This is a genomic window from Neorhizobium vignae (assembly GCF_000732195.1).
GTDB classification, from domain to species: domain Bacteria; phylum Pseudomonadota; class Alphaproteobacteria; order Rhizobiales; family Rhizobiaceae; genus Neorhizobium; species Neorhizobium vignae.
In genome coordinates this window covers 101,001-123,798 of record NZ_JNNU01000012.1, presented here as the reverse complement: position 1 = coordinate 123,798, position 22,798 = coordinate 101,001, and the positions used below count along the sequence as shown (strand labels likewise).

Genomic DNA, 22,798 nt, shown 5'->3' with positions numbered 1-22,798 from the left:
AATTATGCATGGCAATGATTCGTGAGGCGCCAATAAGTTGAGTTTGAGCTGAAGCGAAATTGAGCCCGCCCGCCTCAGCGCGAGGCTGGAACTTCTCTGTGGAAGAAGCGGAAATAGGACGATACCTGCGCCACCGCATTGCTGTTGATGCTGAACTGTACACCGAGCCGGCCGCTGCGGCGCCATTTGACGGTGCCTTCCAGGATGCCGAGTTCTTCGCTTTCGATCCGGACCGGGCTGCCGTCGGCGGCATGCAAGGTGCGTCCGCCGAGGTCGAGCGCCATGCCGGTCGGCGATAGGTCGGTGACGCGGCCTTCAACGGCTTGATTGAAATATTTGACCGTCCCCATGATGCGGGTCTTCTTGCGCTCTGCGCTGCGGGTCTTCATTCGTCCGTTGAGCATGCTCTATCCCTCGTTCTTCCTCAAGGCGCGGACGATACACGCCGCGCCTTGAAATCCCTTTAGGACGATCCGTAAAAGTCGAGCGATCCCAATCACAGTCCCACATTCGGCTTGTCGATGATCTCGCGCAGAGCAAAGCTCGAATTGATCTTCACCACATGCGGCAGCGCCGACAGCCAGTCGCGATGGATGCGCTCGTAGTCCTCGAGATCCTTTGCCGCGACCCGGAGGATGTAGTCGTATTCGCCCGACATCAGGTAACAGACCAGGACGTTGGGACAGAGTTTGACTGCCGCTTCGAATTCCGTGAGCGTCTTGGCGAACTGGCCGGACAGCGAGATGTGGACGATCACCATCATCTTGTAGTCGAGCGCCTTGTTGGAAAGGCGGGCGTGATAGCCGCTGATCGTGCCGCTCTTCTCGAGGATGTCGAGGCGCCGCGAACAGGCCGACGGCGACAGCCCGACCCGCTCGGCAAGCTCCGCATTGGAGATCCGGCCTTCCTGCTGCAGGGTCCGCAAGATCGCAAGATCAATGGCATCCATGGTGCTCATTCGCAGATCCTTCGAAATGTTCTCAATTCACGCAATTATCTACGAAAATACGATATTCTGCAATTCGTCTTCGCAAGGACATTCGCGCGATTCTCTGGTTTGCTTGGGTTGGGAACATCAACCGGCGAAAGCCACAACCTGAGAGGAACGCTGTATGCGTGTCGGATGCCCGAAGGAAATCAAAAACCATGAATATCGCGTAGGGCTTACCCCCGGCGCGGTACGTGAATATGTGGCTCATGGCCACGAGGTGCTGATCGAAACCAAGGCAGGCGCCGGCATCGGCGCGGATGACGGCGCCTATGCGGCAGCCGGAGCCAGGATCGTCGGTTCGGCCAAGGAAATCTTCGAAAAATCCGACATGGTCGTCAAGGTCAAGGAACCGCAGCCCTCCGAATGGGTGCAGCTCCGCGACGGCCAGCTTCTCTATACCTATCTCCATCTCGCGCCCGATCCGGAACAGACCAAGGGTCTGCTCGCCTCCGGCGTCACCGCCATCGCCTACGAGACCGTGACCGATGAGCGCGGCGGGTTGCCGCTCTTGGCTCCGATGTCGGAAGTCGCCGGTCGCCTGGCGATCCAGGCTGGAGCGACCGCGCTTCAGAAGGCCAATGGCGGCCGAGGCATCCTGCTCGGCGGCGTGCCCGGCGTACTGCCGGCCAAGGTCGCCGTTATCGGCGGCGGCGTCGTCGGCCTGCATGCGGCCCGGATGGCCGCCGGCCTCGGTGCCGACGTCTCGATCATCGACCGGTCGCTGCCGCGTCTTCGCCAGCTCGACGACATCTTCAACGGCCGCGTCCATACCCGTTATTCGACGATCGACGCGGTGGAAGAGGAAGTCTTCTCTGCCGACCTGATCATTGGCGCCGTCCTCATTCCGGGCGCTGCGGCTCCAAAACTGGTCAGCCGCGAAATGCTGTCGGGTATGAAGCAGGGCGCGGTCATGGTCGATGTCGCGATCGACCAGGGCGGCTGCTTCGAGACCTCGCATGCCACGACCCATTCCGAACCGACCTACGAGGTCGACGGTATCGTCCATTATTGCGTGGCCAACATGCCGGGCGCGGTGCCGGTGACGTCTGCGCATGCGCTGAACAATGCGACGCTGCAGCACGGGCTGGCGCTGGCCGACCGTGGCCTGCGGGCGATCGCCGAAGACCGCCACCTGCGCAACGGGCTGAACGTCCACAGAGGCCGGGTGACCAACAAGCCGGTCGCAGAAGCGCTCGGCTACGAGGCCTTCGCGCCGGAAAGCCTTCTCAGCGTGGCGTAACAGAAGAGCTGAAGGGCCGCCTAGCCATCATTCAGGGGTTGGAGAGACGCCGGGCGCTTCGCGTCCGGCGTTTTTCTGTCTTCAAAATCAATCAGATATGATTTAGATATATCTAAGTGATTGACGGAGGCTCTGATGGCATTATCTTTAGATATATCGAAAGACAGTCTAAGGAGACAAAAATGTTCAAACACAGGGTCGATGGACGCAATGGCTGCGCTGAACGCGGCGGCCGCAAGGGCTTTGAGGAAGTGTTCGCTGCGCGCGGCGGCCCGTTTGGCGGAGGATTTGGGCGCGGTGGCCGGGGCGGTCCCGGCGGCGGCCGTGGTTTCGGCGACGAGGGCGATGGCCGTATCGGCCGGTTCCTGATGCAGGGTGACTTGCGCCTCGTCGTATTGGCGCTGATCGAGAAGGAGCCGCGCCACGGCTACGAGATCATCAAGCATATCGAGGATCTCACCTACGGCTTCTACGCGCCGAGCCCCGGCGTCATCTACCCGACGCTGACCTATCTCGAAGAGGCAGGCTACGTGGTCGCCGAAGCGGACGGCAACAAGAAGCGTTATGCGATCACCGACGAGGGCAGCAAATATCTCGACGAGAACCGCAGCTTTGCCGCGACGATCCTCGACCGGCTGTCGCAACTCGCCGAGCGCATCAAGCAGCGGCAGGAACGCCACGAGCGCGGCCGCGATAGCGGCCCTTCGCTGCCGCGCAGCGTCGATTCCGCCATGCTCAACCTTCGCGAGGTGATCGCCCGCAAGCTCGAAGGTGACGAAAGGAAGGGCGGCGAGATCGTCAGGCTGCTGCTCGATTTCGCCGAAAACCTCGAGCGCGACGACGAGCGGGGCGACAATACCCAGAACTGAGGCCCAAGCAGGCTTGAGAACGAAAATGATGGCGCGCCGCATCGGCAGAACGGCGCGCCTTCGCGTTTCAGATCGCCAGAGCCGTGTCCGCGAACGCCGGCACATCAACCTTGTCGATCCGGCACTGGTAGCAATTGTTGCGGGCCGAGCGGACATGCACATAGGCGATGTCGGCGCGGGCCAGCAGTTCTGCGGCGCGCGAGGCGATCCTCTCGGTCGGCGTCACCGCGCCGCTGCCATAGACGATCCGGTCGTCCGGTCCGTAGCCGCGCACGATATAGTCCGTGCTCGACAGCATGGGCGGCAGAACCTCTTCCGCCGCGTAACGCCGGCAAGGCTGCCTGTGCAGGAAGATCGGGCCGGTTTCCGCATAGGGTTGCAGTTCCGGGAAGGGCCGGTAGGCGATAACCAGCAACTCCTCGCCGGCATCGATATTCTTGAGGCAATGGCGGCAGGGATAACCGGGGCCGTCGGAGGTCATCGTTTCCGGCTGGCGTCCGTAGGCGTCGGCGCCACCGTGCCAGAGGTGCTCGGCATCGGCGGCGGGCATGGCGATGAAGGCGATGGTCATGGCTCTCTCCTGTTCGTGTTGCACAAGAGATGACTCCGCCGGTTACTCCCCGCCACCCGATACTTGCCGGCTGCACCGATTCAAATGTACCGCGCTGGCGCACAGGTATCATTTAACCGCTGCCGGCGTGCGGATCACGTTTTCGGCGGCGATGCTGGGGCTCGACCAGTCGGTAACGGTCTCAGCCATCAGCCGTGATGCTTCGATCTCGATCCGGTCGCCCGTTCGGACGGGCTGGTTCTGGTCGTTCCAACTCCGCTGCAGCGTTCCGCGATAGCTCTTGTTGTCGGCGGGGGAGGTGTAGACAAAGGAAATGAACGTGTGTTCGGATACGTGGGACCGGCCGAACTGCCGCCACAACGCGCCGCAATCCGAGCTCCATTGCCGCGCTGGTGTTATGAAGGGTATCTGCCGTCGCGGAGGCCGCTTCGAGCACAGCACTTCGACCCGGTCGACGCTGACGGTTTGCGGAGCGTAGAGCGCGATCCTGATGACCCACCAGGAGACAAATAGCAGGACGACGACGAGCATCATCACCACCAAAGCGATCAGCATCGCCTTGGGTGAAAATTTCGACATCAGCCGTCGAGCGCTTTCAGGAGCTCGGCATCCGTCATCGGCGGAACCAGCGCTTCATAGGTCGAAACCGGCGAGAACCCCATCATCTGGTAGAGCTGCAGGGCGCGCGGATGATCGAGCGTATTGGTGGTGACGGTCACCTTCTGCGGATTGTCCTGCCAGGCGGCATAGAGCGCCTGGAGCAGGAACCACTTGCCGATGCCGAGCCCGATCGCCCGCTCGAACAGCCCGAAATAGGAGAGCTCGGTGACGTCGTCGCTTTCCCTGAACAGCTCGAAAAAACCGGCCGGCGCGCCGTTGACGTAAAGTACCGTGACGGAGGTGCGCGGATTATGGATAGTGGCCGCAAGCTCCTCGTCACTCATGCGCAGCCGCTTGTACCAGTGCCAGCGTTTTCCCACCTGCCGATAGAGATAGCGGTAGTAATGAAGCGGGATTTCGGGCGCGCGAATGATCGCCGTCTGGATATTCACCGGCACCGCCAGGCTCGTTTTCGGCGGTGCGGTCATTTCCAGGCTGGTGACATGGGCTTTGAGCGGAGCGGGCTTCTTGGCCATGTCGCTCACGCCGCTTTCGGCGCGGGCGGACCCGTGACGACGGGCGTATCCTGACGGCTGCCCCATTCGGTCCATGAGCCATCGTAAAGCGCGTTGTCCTCATGGCCGAGGGATTCGAGCGCCAGCGTGATGATGGCGGCCGTGATGCCCGAGCCGCAGGTCGTCACCACCGGCTGGCCGAAATCGATGCCGGCATCCTCGATCGCCTTTTGCAGCTCCGCCAGCGGACGCAGCTTGCCATTGACCGAGAATGTGCCGGACGGAAGGCTGGCCGCTCCCGGCATATGGCCGGAGCGCATGCCGGCGCGAGGTTCGGGATCGGTGCCTGCAAAACGACCGGCCGGTCGCGCATCGGCGATCTGGCGCGTGCCGTCGCTGACGATCGACAGCATGGTCTGCAAGTCGATCACCTTGTCGACCCGGAAATTGGGGGTGAAGGTGACAGGCTCGGGCGAGGGGATGGTCGTTTCGAGCGGCCGGCCTTCGGCTTTCCAGCCGTCGATGCCGCCGTCGAGCACGAAGACCTGGCTTGCGCCCATGATCCGGAACAGCCACCAAGCGCGCGGAGAGGAGAAGATGCCGGGGCCGTCATAGATCACGACCCGGTCGTTTTCGCTGATGCCCATCCGGCCGATGGCCTCGGCAAACACGTCCGGCGCCGGCACCATGTGCGGCAGGCCGGTCGAGTGGTCGGCGACCTTGTCGTGGTCGAAACGGATGGCGCCGGGAATGTGCCCGGCCGCGTATTCGGCGTCGGCATCGCGGTTCTGTGCCGGCAGGTAGAAGGACGCGTCGAGAATCTTGAGGTCGGGACTGCCGAGCTCGTTGTGAAGCCACTCGGACGAAACGACGAAACGGCTGGTTTCACTCATGTCAAATCTCCTTTGGACCCTGTATCAGGCCTCTGCGTCGGGCTCGCCGAACCGGATGCGGAACCGGCGGTTTTCCTTGCCCTTCTTCTCGATCTTGGCGATATGAATCGCCCCGACCTCCTGCGTTTCGGAGACATGTGTGCCGCCGCAGGGCTGGCTGTCAACGCTGGAATTTTCGCCTATGCAGACGAGGCTGACGCGGCCGAGCCCCATCGGCGGGCGGACATTCTTCGACTTGACGATGCCCGGATTGGCGGCAAGCTCCTCGTCGGTGATCCACTGTACGTAGACGGGATGGTTCTGGCCGACGAGCTCCATGAGTTTCGCGGTGACGTCTTGCCTGTCGATCGTGTCGGCCATGTCGAAATCGACGCGCGATTCCTCTTCGCCGACGGCGGCCCCGGTGATCGGATACTGGCAGACGACGGAGAGAAGATGGCAGGCGGTGTGCATGCGCATCAGCTTGTAGCGGCGCTGCCAGTCGATATGCATGACCAGATTTTCGCCGACCAGCGGCTGGGCTTCGCCTTCCAAGGGCACGTGGAGGACGATATCCTTGGTGGCGCCGTGTCTAGTCTGACCGAGCTGGATTTTCGTGCCGTCGGCGCGTTCGAGAAAGCCGGTATCGCCCGGCTGGCCGCCGGATGCCGCATAGAAACAGGTGCGATCCAGCTCGATGCCGCCGTCGTCGTGGATGGCCGTCACCACCGCTTCTGCTGTCGATAGATAGAAATCGTCGCGGTAGAGGGCTTCAACGGGCATAAGTCACTCTGTTCTTAAATGTATCAGACCGTCTGGAAGGGAATGTCGATCTGCCGTTTCTGCGTCAGCCAGGCCGGCACCGGGAGGCCCTTGGATTTCAGGAAATCCGGGTTGAAGAGTTTGGACTGATAGCGATTGCCGTAGTCGCAGAGCACCGTCACGATCGTGTGGCCGGGACCGAGATCCCGGGCAAGCCGGACGGCGCCGGCGATATTGATGCCGGTCGAGCCGCCGAGGCAGAGGCCTTCGTGTTCGACGAGATCGAAGATGTAGGGCAGCGCTTCGGAATCCGGGATCTTGTAAGCAAAGTCGGGTTTGAAACCTTCGAGATTGGCGGTGATGCGGCCCTGGCCGATGCCCTCGGTGATCGAATTGCCTTCCGACTTGAACTCGCCATGGGCGTAGAATTCATAAAGGGCGGCACCTTCCGGATCGGCGATGCCGATCTTGATATCGGGATTTTTGGCCTTCAGCCCGATGGCGACGCCCGCAAGCGTGCCGCCCGAGCCGACCGCGCAGATGAAGCCGTCGACCTTGCCGCCGGTCTGCTCGAAGATCTCAGGCGCCGTGGTCTGGATATGCGCTTCCCGATTGGCGATGTTGTCGAACTGGTTCGCCCAGATGGCACCCGCCGGCTCGGTCTTGGCGAGCTCCTCGGCAAGGCGGCCGGAGATTTTCACGTAATTGTTCGGGTTCTTGTAAGGGACGGCGGGAACCTCGACCAGTTCGGCACCAAGCAGCTTCAGCGCGTCCTTCTTTTCCTGGCTCTGGGTTTCCGGAATGACGATGACGGTGCGATAGCCGAGCGCCTTGGCGACAAGGGTGAGCCCGATGCCGGTATTGCCGGCCGTGCCCTCGACGATCACGCCGCCGGGGCGCAGGAGCCCTTTCTTTTCAGCGTCGCGGATGATGTAGAGCGCCGCCCGATCCTTCACCGATTGGCCGGGGTTCAGGAACTCCGCCTTGCCGAGGATTTCGCAGCCGGTCGCTTCGGAAGCGCCGTTCAGCCGGATGAGGGGCGTGTTGCCGATCACGTCGAGGACGGAGGAATGGGAGGTCATCGGGGGTGCCTTCTTGTTCATCGCACATGTAAACAGGGTCTTTTCGGCGGACAAGGACCCGGAGGCAAGAAATTCTGTTTCCGGAAAGGCTCTGCCACCGTAAAATCCGTCTTTCCGCGGCCGGATCTGCGGTTGCCAAGGGCGGAAGAAGGAGGGGTCGAAGTGCCGTCCTCTAATGTATCGACAAGCCCTTAAAAAAATCGGCCTTATTATATTGGAAGTAGTAATCCAAATTTCTCGCCATGCGTATAGACGTACAGTTGAAGCAGGGGACGAAATCGTTTCAGGCGACGCATTGACCTCGCTTTGACCGGATTTTTGCATAAAGTTGGCATTTTGGACATGCTACAGAACCTTGAACGGCTGGATCTTCTGATCGCGCATTACGTGTCCGGCTCGCTTCCGGAGCCGGCTCACGTTCTCGTCGGTTCGCATCTGGAAATGCAGGCGTCAGCCGCGAGACTGGCCGGTCTCATGGAGGGCTTTGCCGGTGAGACCCTGCATGTCAGCCCGCCCGTGGCATTGTCGGCCCGCGAGCACCGGTTGGCTGAGATTTTCGCCTCTGCCGCGCCAGCGGAGCCACCTGCCAGGATCTTCGAAAAATCGAGATTTCCCGCGTCGCTGCGGGCCTATGCGGGCACGGATCTTCCCGACATCCGATGGAAAACGAAACTCCCGGGACTGCGCCATCACGTCATCGAAAGGTCGAAGGATCTCGAGACGAGCTTTTTATGGGTACGACCGGGAAGGGCGCTGCCCCAGCACGGCCATCAGGGGCTTGAACTGACCCTGGTGCTGGATGGCGAATTTCACGACCATCGCGGCAATTTCGGCAAGGGTGATGTTTCGATTGCGGACGAAATGCTGGACCATCGGCCGATCGCGGGCGAGCGCGGGCCGTGTCTCTGTTTTTCCGTGCTGTTCGCGCCGATCGCTCTTTCCGGCTCCACCCTCCGGCTTTTCGGCGATATCGTCGGTCTCTGAACCATGCCGGCGATTGCCGGCGTTCGTTCAGTTCAGATGCAATTGCGCTTCGCTGACAGCTTCTTCGAATTGCTGACGTGCTTCTTCCGGCGACCTGCGTCCGTCGAGCGCTGCCCGGCAGACGCTGCGCGCCTTGACAAAGTGCGGCCCGCGCATGTCCGGCCAGCGATCCGTCAACAAGGCCAGCGCCTCGAACGGTCCGTTGATGACCTCAGTCCCAAGCTGCCCGAAGGCGACGCGCACCGGTTTTTGCCAACTTGCTTGCGGCATCTTTCGTGTCCTCCCTGGATACCAACCTTAAAAAACGATCCAGCCGGAATTTGGTTCCGCGCGATTTAAAAAAATTTGCTGTCGGGCAGTCGATTCCCGAAAACAAGCCGTCGTACCTCTCGGTACGACGGCTTTCGGTCAGCCAATTTGGAAGGCGATTATTCGACGACCTGCACCACAGTGTGGGTGCGCGGATCGACAATCACGCGCTGCTGGTTGACGACCGCATAGGCATAGGTCGGCGATTCCGGGATAGGGGTGAGAACCACCTGCCGCGGGATCGGCTGGCCAATGACGACGCGTTCCTGCACCACCACGGACTGTTGTACCGGCTGCTGGCGCACATAGGTGATGACACGTTCCGGCGGCGGATCGATCGCCGTACCGGCGACCGCGCCAACCACGCCGCCCACGGCAGCGCCGACCGGACCACCAACGATTGCGCCGGTAACAGCACCGCCCACGGCGCCGTTGACCGTGCTCTGCTGGGCCATTGCGCCGGTCGCGAGGAGGCCGACTGTCGCGGAGAGAATGATGAGCTTTTTCATGGTCACTTCCTTTCGATTGAAGTGGCCGGAGAACGTGGCGACATCATTTTTCGTTCCGCCGCGATGGGCGCGCAGGACTTAAGTCCTAGTAGGACAGCTTGGGATACCAATGCGGCGCCCGGCCTTCCGGGGTCGAATCAAGGATCGTCCAGATCGGCATCAGATCGGGTGCGCCGCGCGGATCCTGGCCCGGATCGGCGGTCGCCCCGCCCATCTCGCCGCTCCAGAAATGCCTCATCGTTCCATCCCGGCGGGTGAACACGTTGAAGGCCGCGTCATCGCTGCCGTCCTTGCCGAGCGCATGGTAATCCCGGCTGAACTCGCCGCTCGTATCCGAATAGAGCGGCAGGTGGTGCCAGCCCCGCTCGCGCTTGAAATCGGTCAGGCGCTGCAGCGGCGAGCGTGCGACGACCGCGAACGCGACGCGCTGCTGGATGTCGGGGACCTCGCCGTCCCAGGAGGAAAGCAGCGAGGTGCACATCGGACAGGGCCGCTCGCGCTCCGGGCCGAACATGTAGCTGTAGATGACCAGCGTTTCCTTGTCCGCGAACAGCTCTTCGAACGAAATAGGGCCGTTCACGCCCTCGAACGTGTAGTTCTTCGGCACATGCCCGCCCGGCGGCAGATGGCGTCGCTGCTCGGCGACGCGCTCGATATGGCGGCGGAGTTCGATTTCCTCGGCGAGAAGCGCGTTCCGCGCCTCCCTGTAGGCGGCGCTTTCGTTGGGGAAGTGCACGCCGTTCTTTCTGGCAAGTTCGACTGCTGGTGTGAGGCTCTGCATGTCCATGACATTCCTCCATCTGTAATGGCTGGGCAGGAGACTTGGCCTTGCTCTCGTTGATATAGTCGCCAAAGTGCGGGCGGCCATGGCTCGCCCATACAAAGGACGTGCGCCAACGGTGTGGTCCGACGGGCGCATGTGAAAAGTGAACCTGAATTGAGGGAGCAAGATGTCAGGGCGATTTTTGATCGAGGGGCCGGAAGACGCACGCGTCACGATCCTGCTGGCGCATGGCGCCGGCGCGCCGATGGATTCCGCATCGATGACGGCTGCGGCGAAAGCCCTGTCGGACAAGGGGTTTCGCGTGGCCCGTTTCGAGTTCGGCTACATGGCGGGACGGCGGACCTCCGGCGACCGCAAACCGCCGCCGCGGGCCGAGACGCTCAATCCCGAATACAAGGCGGCGATCGCCGAACTCGGTGCGAAGGGACCGCTGATCATCGGCGGCAAGTCGATGGGCGGCCGGGTGGCGAGCATGATCGCCGACGAACTTTACACGGAAGACAGGATCGTCGGCTTGTTGTGCCTTGGCTATCCGTTCCACCCTCCGGAAAAGCCGGAGCAGCTCCGAACCCAACATCTCAAGGGGCTCAGAACCCCGGCGCTGATCTGCCAGGGAACCCGTGATGAATTCGGCACCCGCGAAGAAGTATCCGGCTATGAACTCTCGAAAGCCATCGAAATCCTCTGGCTGGAAGATGGCGACCACGACCTGAAGCCGCGCAAGACGATCTCCGGATTTTCAGCCGCCGACCATCTGGCGACGATGGCGGAAACAGTGCTGGCCTGGAGTGCACGGTTAAAGCCGTGAATGCGGCCCAAGCCCCGACATCAGCGGCTCCTGGGTGCGTTTGAATGCTGTCGCCCAGGCTGGCTATCGCAAGATCACAAACTTCCCATTTGATGTTACGAACTATTTAGTACAAAATGGTTTCGCTGATGCCGGCTCGAAGCGGGAGGTCGCTCGCTGGTGCATCTGAGGAGCCTCTTCGGTCACGTTCCGAGGAAATGGGAGGGAGCGCATGAAAACGTCGATAGCCACGGTTTCGATTAGCGGAGAGCTGCCCGAGAAGCTGGAAGCGATAGCCAAGGCTGGTTTCGATGGGGTGGAAATCTTCGAGAACGATTTCCTCGCCTTCGACGGCAGCCCCGCCGATGTCGGGAAAATGGTCCGCGATCATGGCCTGGAGATCACGCTGTTCCAGCCGTTCCGCGATTTCGAGGGCATGCCCCCCTCGCACCGGAGCCGCACCTTCGATCGTGCCGAACGCAAGTTCGACGTCATGCAGGAACTTGGCACCGACCTCGTGCTCGTCTGCTCCAACGTCTCGCCGGTCTCGCTCGGCGGCATCGACCGGGCGGCGGCCGATTTCCACGAACTCGGGGAACGGGCCGCCAGGCGCGGGTTGAAGGTGGGTTACGAGGCGCTCGCCTGGGGCCGGCATATCAACGACCACCGCGATGCCTGGGAGATCGTGCGGCGTGCCGACCATCCGAATATCGGGCTGATCCTCGACAGCTTTCACACCCTGTCGCGCAAGATCGACATCAATTCGATCCGTTCCATCCCGAAGGACAAGATCTTCATCGTCCAGCTTGCCGATGCGCCGCTGATCGACATGGACCTGCTCTACTGGTCACGGCATTTCCGCAACATGCCGGGCGAGGGCGATCTGCCGGTAACGGCCTTTACCACCGCAATCGCCGAGACCGGTTACGATGGTTATTTCTCGCTGGAGATCTTCAACGACCAGTTCCGCGGCGGCTCGAGCCGCGCGATTGCCGATGACGGCCATCGCTCGCTGATCTATCTCGGCGACCAGGTGCGGCGCAGCCCGAGTGCATCGGGCCTGACGGTTCGCGACATGCCGGACCGTGCGGCGGTCAAAGGTGTCGGTTTCGTGGAATTCTCTTCCGACGAAAAGGATGCGGCCGATCTTGCCGCGATCCTTCGAACCCTCGGTTTCCGCAGGACGGCCGTGCACAAGTCGAAGAAGGTCAGCCTCTACAGCCAGGGAGATATCCGTCTCCTCGTCAATACCGACGAGAAGGGATTTGCCAACGCCTCGTTTGCCGTCCACGGCACCTCTGCCTATGCGATGGCTCTGGTCGTCGAGGATGCGGGGCAGGCGTTCGAACGGGCCGTGGCGCTCGGGGCTGAACCGTTCCGGCAGCAGGTGGCAGCGGGGGAGGTGGATATACCGGCGATCCGCGGCGTTGGCGGCGGGCTCGTCTACCTGATCGACGACAAGAGCAATCTCGGCCGTTTTTCCGAGATCGATTTCCAGCCTGTCAGCGAAGAGGGAGAAGCCGAGGTGGCGCCGGCGCATCTCGGGCATGTCGATCATATCGCCCAGACGGTCGCCTACGAGGAAATGCTGACCTGGCTGCTTTTCTACACCTCGATCTTCGAGACGCAGAAGACGCCGATGGTCGACATCATCGATCCGGCCGGCGTGATACGCAGCCAGGTGGTCGAAAACACCTCCGGCACGCTGCGGATTACCTTGAACGGTGCCGAGAACCGCCGCACGCTCGCCGGTCATTTCATCGCCGAAAAATTCGGATCCGGCGTCCAGCATCTCGCCTTTCAGACCGACGACATCTTTGCGACGGCCGCGGCGCTACGCAAGAACGGTTTCAAGCCGCTTGCCATCTCGCCCAACTACTACGGCGACGTCGAAGCCCGCTTCGGCCTCGATGCGGAGCTTTCGGAGCGGCTGAAGGAAGAGAACATTCTCTACGACCGCGACGAGCACGGCGAATATTTCCAGCTTTACAGCATGACCTATGGCGAGGGCTTCTTCTTCGAGATCGTCGAACGGCGCGGTTATCGCGGCTACGGCGCCCCGAACGCCATCTTCCGGATCGCGGCGCTGAAGAGGGCGCTTCGCCCTGAAGGCATGCCGAGGATTTAAACGGCGCCTTCGGATTCTTTGTGGCACGGCGCGCCAATTGTGGAGGCGTTCCGCACCTCAAGCGCCGCGACGGCTCGGTCACCACCTGGTGATGCGGGGTTGGAGCCGCGCTCGCTCGACCTATTGCGGTGTCTGGACGGCTCTCGGACAGACGCCGAAATGGCCGCCTTCCATATGGACGAAGGCGACGCCGCCCTCTTCGAAGGCGAGGCGCAATTGCGCTTCGGTCGCGCGATGAAGGTCGTGCCGGCTGCCTTCGTAATCACGGATAGTGCTGCGCGACACGCCCGACCGGTCGGCGAGATCGGTCTGCGTCCAATCCAGAAACCCCCGGGCGGCGCGACACAAGGCCGGCGTTAAAATCGCGTTCTTTGCGGCTTGACCCATCTCACCAAACTGCCCATATTGGTCAATATCTCTCATATATGGCAATTTGGATTCGATTGCTAGATGGGGCATTCGGAAGCATCTTCGCATTAGGCGCTGGGCGAAGCGCAGCACATGGAAAGGCCGGAGCATTGGGATAACGTCAGGACCATATCTTCTTCTTTTCCTGCTGGTCCTGCCCTTTTTCGGAAGCCTGGTCTCTGTATCGCTGCTGCGAACGCGTTCGCGCATCCTGCCGTCCTGGGTTGCCGGCTCCACAGCTTTTTTGTCCTTGCTGATCGTCGCGGCCTTCTATCCGAGCGTCACCGACAGTGCCGTGCTTCGCTTCGAGGGTACCTGGCTGCCGCAGCTCGGTCTGAACTTCACCCTTCGCATGGATGGTTTCGCATGGCTGTTCTCCATGCTGATCACCGGCATCGGCTTCCTGGTCGTCGTTTACGCCCGCTACTACATGTCGGAAGACGATCCGGTTCCGCGCTTCTTCTCCTTCCTGCTCGCCTTCATGGGCGCGATGCTCGGCATCGTCATCTCAGGCAACGTCATTCTGCTGTCGGTGTTCTGGGAGCTGACCAGCATCTTTTCCTTTCTGCTGATCAGCTACTGGCACAACAGCGCCGCGGCCCGCGACGGCGCCCGCATGGCATTGACGATCACCGGCATCGGTGGTTTCTGCCTGCTGATCGGGCTGCTGCTGCTCGGTAACATCGTCGGCAGCTACGACCTCGACAAGATCCTCGCCGCCGGCGACGTCATCCGCGGCCATTCCCTCTATGTGCCGGCGCTGGTCTTCATCCTGCTCGGCGCCCTGACCAAGAGCGCCCAGTTCCCGTTCCATTTCTGGCTGCCCAATGCCATGGCGGCCCCGACCCCCGTTTCCGCCTTCCTGCATTCGGCGACCATGGTGAAGGCGGGCGTCTTCCTGCTGGTGCGCTTCTGGCCGGTGCTCTCCGGTACCTATGAATGGTTCTACCTGGTCGGTCTGGCCGGCATCATCACGCTGGTACTCGGTGCCTATTTCGCGATGTTCCAGCAGGACCTGAAGGGCCTGCTCGCCTATTCGACGATCAGCCATCTCGGCCTCATCACCACGCTTTTGAGCCTCGGAAGTCCGCTCGCTACCGTCGCGGCGATCTTTCACATGGTCAACCATGCGACGTTCAAGGCATCCCTGTTCATGGCGGCCGGCATTATCGATCACGAGACCGGCACGCGCGACATGCGACGATTGAGCGGGCTTTTCCGGTATCTGCCCATCACGGGCACGCTGGCCATGGTGGCGAGTGCCGCCATGGCTGGCGTTCCTCTGCTCAACGGCTTCCTGTCGAAGGAAATGTTCTTCGCCGAGGCGGTCGAAACCCATGCGGATTCCATTCTCGACCGCATCCTGCCCTATGTGGCGACGCTCGCCAGCGCCTTCAGCGTCGCCTATTCGCTGCGCTTCATCCACACGGTGTTCTTCGGCCCGCCGCCGACGGATCTGCCCAAGCCGAAGCCGCATGAGCCGCCGCGCTGGATGCGTTTTCCGATCGAGCTTCTGGTCGTCGCCTGCCTGATCGTCGGCATCATTCCGGCGATTTCGATCGGGCCTTTCCTGCATACCGCCGTCGTCAGCGTGCTGGGTCCGGAGACCCCGGAATATAGCCTGTCCATCTGGCACGGCGTTAACCTGCCTCTGATCATGAGTACCATCGCACTCGTCGGCGGCACGCTGCTCTATCTCTCGCTCCGGAAATATCTCGCGACCTGCGAGGACGGCCCACCGATCCTGCGCAACCTGAAGGGCCAGCGCATCTTCGAGCGGGTTCTCGTGGAAGTGTCCTGGCGCTGGGCCCGCACGCTCGAACGGCGCTTCGGCACCCGCAATCTGCAGCCGCAGCTTCGCTGGGTGGTGGCGACCGGTTTTCTGGCGGGGTTGCTGCCGCTCTACCTCTCCGGTTTCGAGACTCGCGAAATCGTCTTTTCCGGCATCGATCCGGCCTTCGCGGCGATCTGGCTGCTCGGCATCTGCCTTGCCTTCGCTACCGCCTATCTCGCCAAGTATCATCGCCTGGCGGCCCTCGTCATGCTCGGCGGCGTCGGGCTGATCGTCTGCATCACCTTCGTCTGGCTCTCGGCGCCGGATCTGGCGATCACCCAGCTTCTCGTCGAGATCGTCACCACCGTCCTCATTCTTCTCGGCCTGCGCTGGCTACCGAAGCGAACGGAGGGACTGGTCGAGGCGATCAGCCTCCGGGCGCGCTTCCGCCGCTTCCGGGATCTGGCGCTTGCCGTCGTCTGCGGCATCGGCATGTCCTTCATCGCCTATGCCGTGATGACCATGCCGGTGCCGGACACGATCGCCAACTATTTCCTCGAAAACGCCTATTCCGAAGGCGGCGGGCGCAATGTCGTCAACGTCATCCTGGTGGATTTCCGCGGCTTCGATACGCTCGGCGAGATCGCGGTGCTCGGCGTCGTGGCGCTGACCGTCTTCGCGCTGCTTCGCCGCTTCCGCCCCGCCGACGACAGCATGGACCTGCCGGAACAGCAGCGGATACAGAACAGCTTTGACGAGGATCGCCCAGAGCGTTCGGCCGGCGATACGGTGCGCGACTACCTGCTCGTCCCCTCCGTGATCATGACCTGGCTCTTCCCGGTGATCATCACCTTCGCCGTCTATATCTTCATGCGCGGTCACGACATGCCGGGTGGCGGTTTTTCGGCCGGGCTGACGCTGTCGATTGCCTTCCTGCTGCAATATCTGGCCGGCGGCACGCGCTGGGCGGAGGATCGTCTGCGCATCCTGCCGCTGCGCTGGATGGGGGCGGGCATACTCACCGCGTCGGCGACGGGTATCGGCGCCTGGTTCTTCGGCTACCCGTTCCTGACCTCGCATTTCCAGTATGTCGAGCTGCCGCTGATCGGCAAGATGCCGGCCGCCACCGCACTGCTCTTCGATCTCGGCGTGTTTTCGCTGGTGGTCGGTTCCACGGTCCTCATCCTCGTGGCGCTGGCGCACCAGTCGATCCGCATCAACCGCCTGCGGGCGATCGATGCGGCCAAGACGGAGGAGGGCTGATGGAACTCGTTCTTGCCACCGCGATCGGCGTGATGACGGGCTGCGGGGTCTGGCTCATCCTGCGTCCGCGCACCTATCAGGTCATCGTCGGCCTTTCGCTTCTCTCCTACGCGGTCAACCTGTTCATCTTCGGCGTCGGCGGGGTGAAGACCAATGTTCCGCCGATCCTCGTCGATGGCGTTTCCACCTCGACGCTCGCCGATCCGGTGCCGCAGGCGCTTGTTCTGACGGCTATCGTCATCGGGTTTGCGACGACCGCGCTGTTCCTCGTCGTGCTGCTCGCCTCCCGGGGTCTGACGGGCACCGACCATGTCGACGGGAGGAACGACCCGAAGTGAGTGGCTGGACCCATCATCTCATTATCGCGCCGATCCTCGTGCCTCTGGTCGTCGCCGCACTCCTGCTGTTCTTTGACGAGCGCCAGCGCGTCGTAAAGGCGATGATCAGCCTCGCCTCGACGCTGATCCTCGTTGCGGTCTCGCTCGCGCTTCTGCGGATCGAAAGCGGCCCGAACGATTTCGAAGGCGTCTATCTTCTCGGAAACTGGGCCGCGCCGTTCGGCATCGTGCTGGTTCTCGATGCGTTGTCGGCGCTGATGCTGCTCCTGACGGCGTTGCTCTCGGTCGCCGCACTGGTCTACTCGCTGGCCCGCTGGCATGCGGTGGGCGCGCATTTCCACACCATGTTCCAGCTTCTGCTGGTCGGGCTGAACGGCGCCTTCCTGACCGGCGACCTGTTCAACCTCTTCGTTTTCTTCGAGGTGATGCTGGCGTCATCCTACGGCCTGCTGCTCCACGGCTCCGGCCCGCTGCGCGTCAAGGCGGGCATGCACTATATCGCTGTCAACCTGGCCGCAGCGCTTCTGTTCCTGATCGGCGTCAGCCTGATCTACGGCACTGCCGGCACGCTCAACATGGCGGATCTGGCCGCCCGCATTCCCGATATCGAGCCGGACCGGCGGATGCTGATGGAGGCGGGCGCCGGCGTGCTCGGCATCGCCTTCCTCATCAAGGCCGGCATGTGGCCGCTCTGCTTCTGGCTGCCGACCGCCTATAGCGCGGCATCCGCTCCGGTTGCCGGCATCTTCGCGATCATGAGCAAGCTCGGCATCTACATCATCCTGCGGCTCACCATGCTGCTCTTCGGCGACGGGCCGTCCGCCGGTTTTGGCGCGGATGTGCTCCTTTACGGCGGCATCGCGACCATCATGTTCGGAACGATCGGCGTGCTGGCGTCGCAGGCGCTCGGACGGCTTGCGGGTTTCTCGGTTCTGGTGTCGTCGGGCACGCTGCTGATGGTGCTCGGCATCAATGACGGGGCGATCTCGTCCGGCGCTCTGCTCTATCTCGTCAGCTCGACCTTGACGATCAGCGCCTTCTTCATGCTGATCGAACTGGTCGAACGCGGCCAGGATGCCGGTGCGATCGTCCTTGCGGTGACAATGGAAGCCTATGGCGACGCGGACGAGGACGAGCCGGAAGAGGGGGACGGCGTCACCATGCCGGGCACGATGGCGATCCTCGGCATCTGCTTTGCCGCCTGCGGCATCCTGCTGTCCGGCCTGCCGCCACTCTCCGGCTTCGTCGCCAAGTTCGCCATGCTGTCGGCGATGATGGGCACGGGCGCGATCGGCGTGCCACCGACGGCGACCGTCTGGGTTCTGGTTATACTTGTCATTCTCTCCGGTATCGCCGCGCTGATTTCCATGACCCGCGCCGGCATCCGCACCTTCTGGAGCTCGCTCGAAGGAACCGTGCCGCGCGTCCTCGTCATCGAGATCGTGCCGGTGATGTTCCTGCTTTTCCTGACGCTGGCGCTTACCGTCCAGGCCGGACCGGCGATGCGGTACATGGACACGACGATCCGCAGCCTCAGCAACCCGAGGATCTATATCGACGCCGTACGCAATGCGGCGCCTATCCCTGACTACGACGGCGCCGCGTCGGCCGAGGCAGGGGGCAAATGATGCTACCCTATCCGCTGCTCACCCTGTCGCTGGTCCTGATGTGGCTGCTGCTCAACGGCTTCACGCCCGGCCATCTCGTGCTCGGCATCCTGGTGGCCGTGTTCGCTTCTTGGGCAATGGCATCGCTGCGTCCGGACAAGCCGCAGCTCGGCAAATGGTACCTGCTGCCGAAACTGTTCGGGATCGTACTCTACGATATCGTCAAATCGAACATCGCCGTCGCGCTCATTATCCTCAAAGCCGGTCGCCGCAGCCACAATCCCGGCTTCCTGACCGTGGAGCTGGATATCGAGAACCATACGGCAATCGCGGTTCTGGCCGTCGTGCTGACCAGCACGCCGGGATCGGCCTGGCTGGAGTATGATTCAAACGACAAGACGGTGTTGCTGCATATCCTCGATCTGGACAACGAGGCGGAATGGCGCAACACGATCAAGAACAGATATGAGAAGCTGCTGATGGAGATTTTCGCATGAGCGCCATCATTCTCTTCAGCGCGGTCTCGCTCGCCCAGCTGATGCTGGCGGCGGCGATGGCGATCGCTTCGGTGCGGATGTTCCGGGGCCCAAGGGCGCAGGACCGCATCATCGGCCTCGATACGCTCTACATCAACGCCATGCTGCTGCTGGTGACCTTCGGCATCGGCACCGGCAGGGTGATCTATTTCGAGGCGGCGTTGGTCATGGGCATGCTGGGCTTCGTGGCGACCGTGGCGCTCGCGAAATTCCTGATGCGCGGGGAGGTGATCGAATGATGCAGTCTGCCGCCGACATGCCCGTCTGGGCAGCCATCGCGGTCGCGTTTTTTCTGCTGGTCGGTTCCGGCCTGGCGCTGATCGGCGCGATCGGCTTCCTGCGCCTGCCGACCTTCTACGAGCGCATCCATGCGCCGACGCTCGGCACAAGCTGGGGGATCGGCGGCATCATGCTGGCCTCGATGATCTTCTTCACCGTCTCCTCGGGGCGCCTCGTATTCCACGAGATCCTGATCGGCATCTTCGTCACGGTGACCACGCCGATTACCTTCATGCTGCTGGCGCGCGCAGCCCTTCACCGTGACCGCGCGGAAGGCAACGGCAATGTTCCGGACAAGCCGAACAGGAGCCAGCCCGCCAGGGAGTTTCTGGGGGAGAGCGATCCCCGGAGGGGGTAGGGCGCCTTCAATTGGTCGGCGAAGATGGGCGCCTATCGTCCACGCATCTCTGGTCTGCAGGCTGCGGCACGTTGCCCGCTTTTTTCCTGATGACAGACTCGCCGAGCAACAATATACAGTCAATCCAGGACTAACTATCGGACGTCACGGATGAAGACCTGGAAGCCAGACCTGACCCGCAGCCGCTCCCCGCGCTACATGGCGATCGCCGACATCATCGAGATGGATTTGCGGAGCGGCAACCTCGTAATCGGCGATCGCTTGCCGCCGCAGCGCGAACTGGCCAAGGTGCTCAACGTCGATTTCACCACCGTGGCGCGCGGCTATCTGGAAGCCCAGAAACGTGGGCTGGTCAGTTCGCATGTGGGGCGCGGCACCTTCGTGACCGGCGGTGTCGACAAGGAGCGCCGGGGTTTCGTCTCCGACGCCGCGCCCGATCCACGCCGGGCCTCGATCGTCGATTTTTCCATGAACATGCCGCCGGAGCCGGACGATTCGGAACTGATTGCCCGGATGCAAGGTGGGCTAACCGCAGTCGCCACCAACCTCGTGCCTCTGCTGCGTTATCAGAGTTTCGGCGGTGCCGGGGTCGACAAGGAGGCGGCGGCGGTTTGGCTCGGCCGGCGTGGCCTGGTTCCCTCGCAGGAGCGTATATTCCTTGCTCCCGGCGCGCATCCGGCGCTGCTGGCGATCTTCGGCATGCTGGCAAAGCCGGGCGAGACGGTGCTGTCGGAGAACATCACCTATCCCGGTATACGCTCGATCGCCGCGCAACTGCGATTGACCCTTGTCGGCCTGCCGATGGACGACGAGGGCATTCTGCCGGCAGCCTTTGCCGAGGCCTGCGAGAAGCAAAAGCCGAAGGCGCTCTATCTCAATCCGATCCTGCAGAACCCGATGACGCTGACGGTTCCGCAACGGCGTCGCGAGGAGATCTGCGCCGTGGCGCGAAAATATGGCGTGTCGATCGTCGAGGACGATGCCTACGGCTTCATTCCTCTGCGCGCCCCGGCACCGCTGGCGGCGATAGCGCCGGACCTGACCTGGCATATCGGCGGGCTTTCCAAATCGCTGGGTGCCGGCCTCAGGCTGGCCTATGTCGTCGCCCCGGATACCAGGGCCGCGTGGCCCTTCGTCAGCGCCATGCGCGCCAACAACGTCATGGCATCACCGCTGTCTGCAGCGCTCGCTACCCGTTGGATCGAGGATGGCACGGCCGACAACATCCTGCACTTCGTCAGGACCGAAGCGATGGCCCGCCAGGCGCTGGTCACACACATACTGCCGAAGGGCAGCTATCGCAGCGACCCGCTCAGCTTCAACATCTGGCTGCCGTTGGCACAGGGCTGGACCCGCTCGACATTCGGCAGCCACATGCGTTCCGCCGGCATCGGCGTCGTGGCGAGCGATGCCTTCACCGTCGACGGGCCGGCTCCTGAGGCGGTACGCGTATGCCTCGGTGGCCCCATCCAGCGGCCGGCACTCAAGGCCGCCCTGGAATTCATGGGCCATGCGCTGGAAAGCTCGCCCGAAATGGCCGGCTCCTTCTTCTGATCTTTCCTCTCTGCGATCCGTGGCCGGAATGCCTGCGGCATTCTGGCTAATCGACCAATTGAATGCATCAATCTATATAATGAATGCAATCAATGAACGATTTGATCGCTTTTCTCCCAAGGACAATGATCATGGATCACGAATGGCCTCCTCTCCCTCCGATGCAGACCGGTATTCGCGGGCGCTGCCCGCGTTGTGGTCAGGGGCATCTGTTCAACGGCTTCCTGACGCTCAGCCCGAAGTGCGAAGCCTGCGGGCTGGATTATTCCTTCGCCGACCCCGCTGACGGCCCGGCTTTCTTCGTGATGTGCTTTGCCTGCGTGCCGAGCGTGCTTCTCGGCGTCTGGCTGGAAGTGCAGTACCAACCGGCCTGGTGGGTTCACCTGCTGGTGACATTGCCCTTCATGCTTCTGACCTGCATCCCGCCGCTTCGGCCGCTGAAGGGTTGGCTGGTGGCGAGCCAGTATTTCTACAAGGCGGAAGAAGGAAAGCTGGTGAGACGCGCCGGCTAGGTCGCATCATTGACTGCGATTGACTGGAGCGTCGAGGAAGGCTTTCAATTCCCGCGCGGCTGCGCCACCCGCCCGGTTCGCCCCGATCGTCGAAGCGGATGGGCCGTAGCCGACCAGGTGAATGCGCGGGTCCCTGGCGACCTGCGTCGCCAGCCGGCCGGCCATCAGGATGCCACCGCTCGCCTCGCGCAGTTGCAGCGGGGCGAGGTGATCGAGCGAACTGCGAAAACCCGTGCACCAGAGGATCACGTCGGCTCGCTGCTCGGATCCGTCGGCCCAGCATATCCCGTGTTCGGTGATTTCGGAAAACATCGGCAGCCTTTTCAGTGCGCCCCGTTCGCGCGCGGCCTGGATCGCCGGCGTAACAGGCAGGCCGGTCACCGAAACCACCGAACCCGGCGGAAGGCCTTGGCGGACACGGTCTTCCACCAAAGCCACAGCAGCATGTCCCGCCTCCGGCGTGAACGGCTCGTCGCTGAATTGCGGCTCCCGTCGCGTCACCCAGGTGGTCGAGGTGACGCGGGAGATCTCGTCGAGCAGCTGGATGGCCGAAATCCCGCCGCCGACCACGACGACATGCTGGCCGGAAAATTCCTCGGCGGTGCGATAATCCCGCGTATGAAGCTGTCGTCCATGGAAGCGGTCGGCGCCGGGATAGTCGGGAATGTAAGGCGATTCCCATGTGCCGGTGGCGTTGATCAGTCCCCGCGCCGAGAAGGCGCCTCGGTCGGTTTCCACCCTCAGTCGCTCTCCCCGGTTGCAGACGACCGTGACCTTGACGGGACGACGGACGTGCAGATTGAAGGCGCGCTCATAAGCCGCGAAATACTGGGGCACGGCGACCGACGCCTTGACCAGGTTGGCTGAAGTATCGACCACCTCCTCGAACCGCATTCCGGGGAGGTCGTGGACACGATTGGCGGTGGCCAGCGTCAGAGAAGGCCAGCGAAATTGCCAGGCGCCGCCAGGCTCCGGAGACTGGTCGAAGACCACGAAATCCTTGTCCGGCGCAAGGCCGAGCTTGCGCAGGTGATAGGCCGAGGACAGCCCCGCCTGGCCGGCGCCGACCACGACGATATCCACCTTGATCGCCACGCGGGCACGACCGGGTTCGGCATCGGTGTGTTGATCTGTGTCGGAATCTGCGGCCATGCTGGATATCGATA

The 22,798-nt window shown here is 62.4% G+C and carries 26 protein-coding genes; 13 read left to right on the top strand and 13 right to left on the bottom strand.

The genetic code is table 11. The annotated features are described in order from the left end of the window. Positions 1-74: 74 nt before the first annotated feature. A complete protein-coding gene (locus GQ59_RS20745; RefSeq protein ID WP_037084613.1) occupies positions 75-404 on the bottom strand; it encodes a PilZ domain-containing protein in 330 nt (109 codons plus the stop codon). A 92-nt stretch (positions 405-496) separates the two neighbouring features. Then, positions 497-958 carry an Lrp/AsnC family transcriptional regulator gene (locus GQ59_RS20740; RefSeq protein WP_037084612.1) on the bottom strand — a complete coding sequence of 154 codons (462 nt, stop codon included), beginning with the start codon at positions 956-958 and terminating at the stop codon, positions 497-499. Positions 959-1,112: 154 nt separating this feature from the next. On the opposite strand from GQ59_RS20740, the gene ald reads away from it, so the two are divergent. Continuing rightward, complete coding sequence (gene ald, locus GQ59_RS20735; RefSeq protein WP_007760804.1) at positions 1,113-2,231, top strand: alanine dehydrogenase; 1,119 nt, start codon at positions 1,113-1,115, stop codon at positions 2,229-2,231. Positions 2,232-2,413: 182 nt separating this feature from the next. Further along, entirely contained in the window at positions 2,414-3,100 is a 687-nt protein-coding gene (locus GQ59_RS20730; RefSeq protein ID WP_051904099.1) for a PadR family transcriptional regulator, read from the top strand. A gap of 67 nt (positions 3,101-3,167) precedes the next feature. Here the strand turns inward: GQ59_RS20730 and GQ59_RS20725 are convergent, their stop codons facing one another. The 6 genes from GQ59_RS20725 to GQ59_RS20700 form a co-directional block, all read right to left on the bottom strand. Continuing rightward, positions 3,168-3,671: a DUF1203 domain-containing protein gene (locus GQ59_RS20725; RefSeq protein WP_037084610.1), complete on the bottom strand. Its 504-nt coding sequence runs from the start codon at positions 3,669-3,671 to the stop codon at positions 3,168-3,170. A 108-nt stretch (positions 3,672-3,779) separates the two neighbouring features. Beyond that, on the bottom strand, positions 3,780-4,250 hold the full coding sequence (locus GQ59_RS20720; RefSeq protein WP_037084608.1) for a hypothetical protein: 471 nt from the start codon (positions 4,248-4,250) through the stop codon (positions 3,780-3,782). Then, a complete protein-coding gene (locus GQ59_RS20715; RefSeq protein WP_037084762.1) occupies positions 4,250-4,807 on the bottom strand; it encodes a GNAT family N-acetyltransferase in 558 nt (185 codons plus the stop codon). Before GQ59_RS20715 ends, GQ59_RS20720 begins: the two co-directional genes overlap by 1 nt. A 5-nt stretch (positions 4,808-4,812) precedes the next feature. Next, positions 4,813-5,679: a 3-mercaptopyruvate sulfurtransferase gene (gene sseA / locus GQ59_RS20710; RefSeq protein ID WP_037084607.1), complete on the bottom strand. Its 867-nt coding sequence runs from the start codon at positions 5,677-5,679 to the stop codon at positions 4,813-4,815. 24 nt (positions 5,680-5,703) lie between these two features. Then, on the bottom strand, positions 5,704-6,441 hold the full coding sequence (locus tag GQ59_RS20705; RefSeq protein ID WP_037084606.1) for an alanyl-tRNA editing protein: 738 nt from the start codon (positions 6,439-6,441) through the stop codon (positions 5,704-5,706). 23 nt (positions 6,442-6,464) lie between these two features. Further along, on the bottom strand, positions 6,465-7,502 hold the full coding sequence (locus GQ59_RS20700) for a cysteine synthase A (RefSeq protein WP_037084761.1): 1,038 nt from the start codon (positions 7,500-7,502) through the stop codon (positions 6,465-6,467). A gap of 342 nt (positions 7,503-7,844) precedes the next feature. Here GQ59_RS20700 and GQ59_RS20695 point away from each other — a divergent pair, with 342 nt between their 5' ends. Then, a complete protein-coding gene (locus GQ59_RS20695; RefSeq protein WP_037084604.1) occupies positions 7,845-8,486 on the top strand; it encodes a ChrR family anti-sigma-E factor in 642 nt (213 codons plus the stop codon). Between the two features lie 27 nt (positions 8,487-8,513). On the opposite strand, the gene GQ59_RS20690 is transcribed toward GQ59_RS20695, so the two are convergent. The 3 genes from GQ59_RS20690 to GQ59_RS20680 form a co-directional block, all read right to left on the bottom strand. Further along, on the bottom strand, positions 8,514-8,756 hold the full coding sequence (locus GQ59_RS20690) for a DUF982 domain-containing protein (protein ID WP_007772754.1): 243 nt from the start codon (positions 8,754-8,756) through the stop codon (positions 8,514-8,516). Positions 8,757-8,914: 158 nt separating this feature from the next. Then, positions 8,915-9,304 carry a DUF1236 domain-containing protein gene (locus GQ59_RS20685; protein WP_037084603.1) on the bottom strand — a complete coding sequence of 130 codons (390 nt, stop codon included), beginning with the start codon at positions 9,302-9,304 and terminating at the stop codon, positions 8,915-8,917. 85 nt (positions 9,305-9,389) lie between these two features. Continuing rightward, complete coding sequence (locus GQ59_RS20680; RefSeq protein WP_037084602.1) at positions 9,390-10,091, bottom strand: DUF899 family protein; 702 nt, start codon at positions 10,089-10,091, stop codon at positions 9,390-9,392. Between the two features lie 163 nt (positions 10,092-10,254). Here GQ59_RS20680 and GQ59_RS20675 point away from each other — a divergent pair, with 163 nt between their 5' ends. Next, complete coding sequence (locus GQ59_RS20675) at positions 10,255-10,896, top strand: alpha/beta hydrolase family protein (protein WP_037084601.1); 642 nt, start codon at positions 10,255-10,257, stop codon at positions 10,894-10,896. 211 nt (positions 10,897-11,107) lie between these two features. After that, the gene (locus GQ59_RS20670; RefSeq protein WP_037084600.1) at positions 11,108-13,003 is read left to right on the top strand and encodes a bifunctional sugar phosphate isomerase/epimerase/4-hydroxyphenylpyruvate dioxygenase family protein; all 1,896 of its coding nucleotides are present in this window, start codon (positions 11,108-11,110) and stop codon (positions 13,001-13,003) included. A gap of 120 nt (positions 13,004-13,123) precedes the next feature. Here the strand turns inward: GQ59_RS20670 and GQ59_RS20665 are convergent, their stop codons facing one another. Beyond that, on the bottom strand, positions 13,124-13,435 hold the full coding sequence (locus tag GQ59_RS20665) for a helix-turn-helix domain-containing protein (protein WP_037084599.1): 312 nt from the start codon (positions 13,433-13,435) through the stop codon (positions 13,124-13,126). A gap of 91 nt (positions 13,436-13,526) precedes the next feature. On the opposite strand from GQ59_RS20665, the gene GQ59_RS20660 reads away from it, so the two are divergent. The 8 genes from GQ59_RS20660 to GQ59_RS20625 all read left to right on the top strand — a co-directional run bounded on the left by GQ59_RS20660 (position 13,527) and on the right by GQ59_RS20625 (position 21,632). Next, complete coding sequence (locus GQ59_RS20660; RefSeq protein WP_037084760.1) at positions 13,527-16,448, top strand: monovalent cation/H+ antiporter subunit A; 2,922 nt, start codon at positions 13,527-13,529, stop codon at positions 16,446-16,448. Further along, positions 16,448-16,786: a Na+/H+ antiporter subunit C gene (locus GQ59_RS20655; RefSeq protein ID WP_037084598.1), complete on the top strand. Its 339-nt coding sequence runs from the start codon at positions 16,448-16,450 to the stop codon at positions 16,784-16,786. The genes GQ59_RS20660 and GQ59_RS20655 overlap by 1 nt, the downstream gene beginning before the upstream one ends. Continuing rightward, positions 16,783-18,414: a monovalent cation/H+ antiporter subunit D gene (locus tag GQ59_RS20650; RefSeq protein WP_037084597.1), complete on the top strand. Its 1,632-nt coding sequence runs from the start codon at positions 16,783-16,785 to the stop codon at positions 18,412-18,414. The genes GQ59_RS20655 and GQ59_RS20650 overlap by 4 nt, the downstream gene beginning before the upstream one ends. After that, positions 18,414-18,890 (top strand): Na+/H+ antiporter subunit E, encoded by a 477-nt coding sequence (locus GQ59_RS20645; RefSeq protein ID WP_037084759.1) that lies wholly within the window; start codon positions 18,414-18,416, stop codon positions 18,888-18,890. The genes GQ59_RS20650 and GQ59_RS20645 overlap by 1 nt, the downstream gene beginning before the upstream one ends. Continuing rightward, the gene (locus GQ59_RS20640) at positions 18,887-19,168 is read left to right on the top strand and encodes a K+/H+ antiporter subunit F (RefSeq protein WP_037084596.1); all 282 of its coding nucleotides are present in this window, start codon (positions 18,887-18,889) and stop codon (positions 19,166-19,168) included. Before GQ59_RS20645 ends, GQ59_RS20640 begins: the two co-directional genes overlap by 4 nt. After that, entirely contained in the window at positions 19,165-19,566 is a 402-nt protein-coding gene (mnhG, locus tag GQ59_RS20635; RefSeq protein ID WP_051904098.1) for a monovalent cation/H(+) antiporter subunit G, read from the top strand. The genes GQ59_RS20640 and mnhG overlap by 4 nt, the downstream gene beginning before the upstream one ends. Positions 19,567-19,716: 150 nt before the next feature. Continuing rightward, positions 19,717-21,120 (top strand): aminotransferase-like domain-containing protein, encoded by a 1,404-nt coding sequence (locus GQ59_RS20630; RefSeq protein WP_037084594.1) that lies wholly within the window; start codon positions 19,717-19,719, stop codon positions 21,118-21,120. A gap of 128 nt (positions 21,121-21,248) precedes the next feature. Beyond that, complete coding sequence (locus tag GQ59_RS20625; protein ID WP_051904107.1) at positions 21,249-21,632, top strand: DUF983 domain-containing protein; 384 nt, start codon at positions 21,249-21,251, stop codon at positions 21,630-21,632. Between the two features lie 6 nt (positions 21,633-21,638). On the opposite strand, the gene GQ59_RS20620 is transcribed toward GQ59_RS20625, so the two are convergent. Continuing rightward, a complete protein-coding gene (locus tag GQ59_RS20620) occupies positions 21,639-22,784 on the bottom strand; it encodes an NAD(P)-binding domain-containing protein (protein ID WP_201772429.1) in 1,146 nt (381 codons plus the stop codon). Positions 22,785-22,798: the final 14 nt, after the last annotated feature.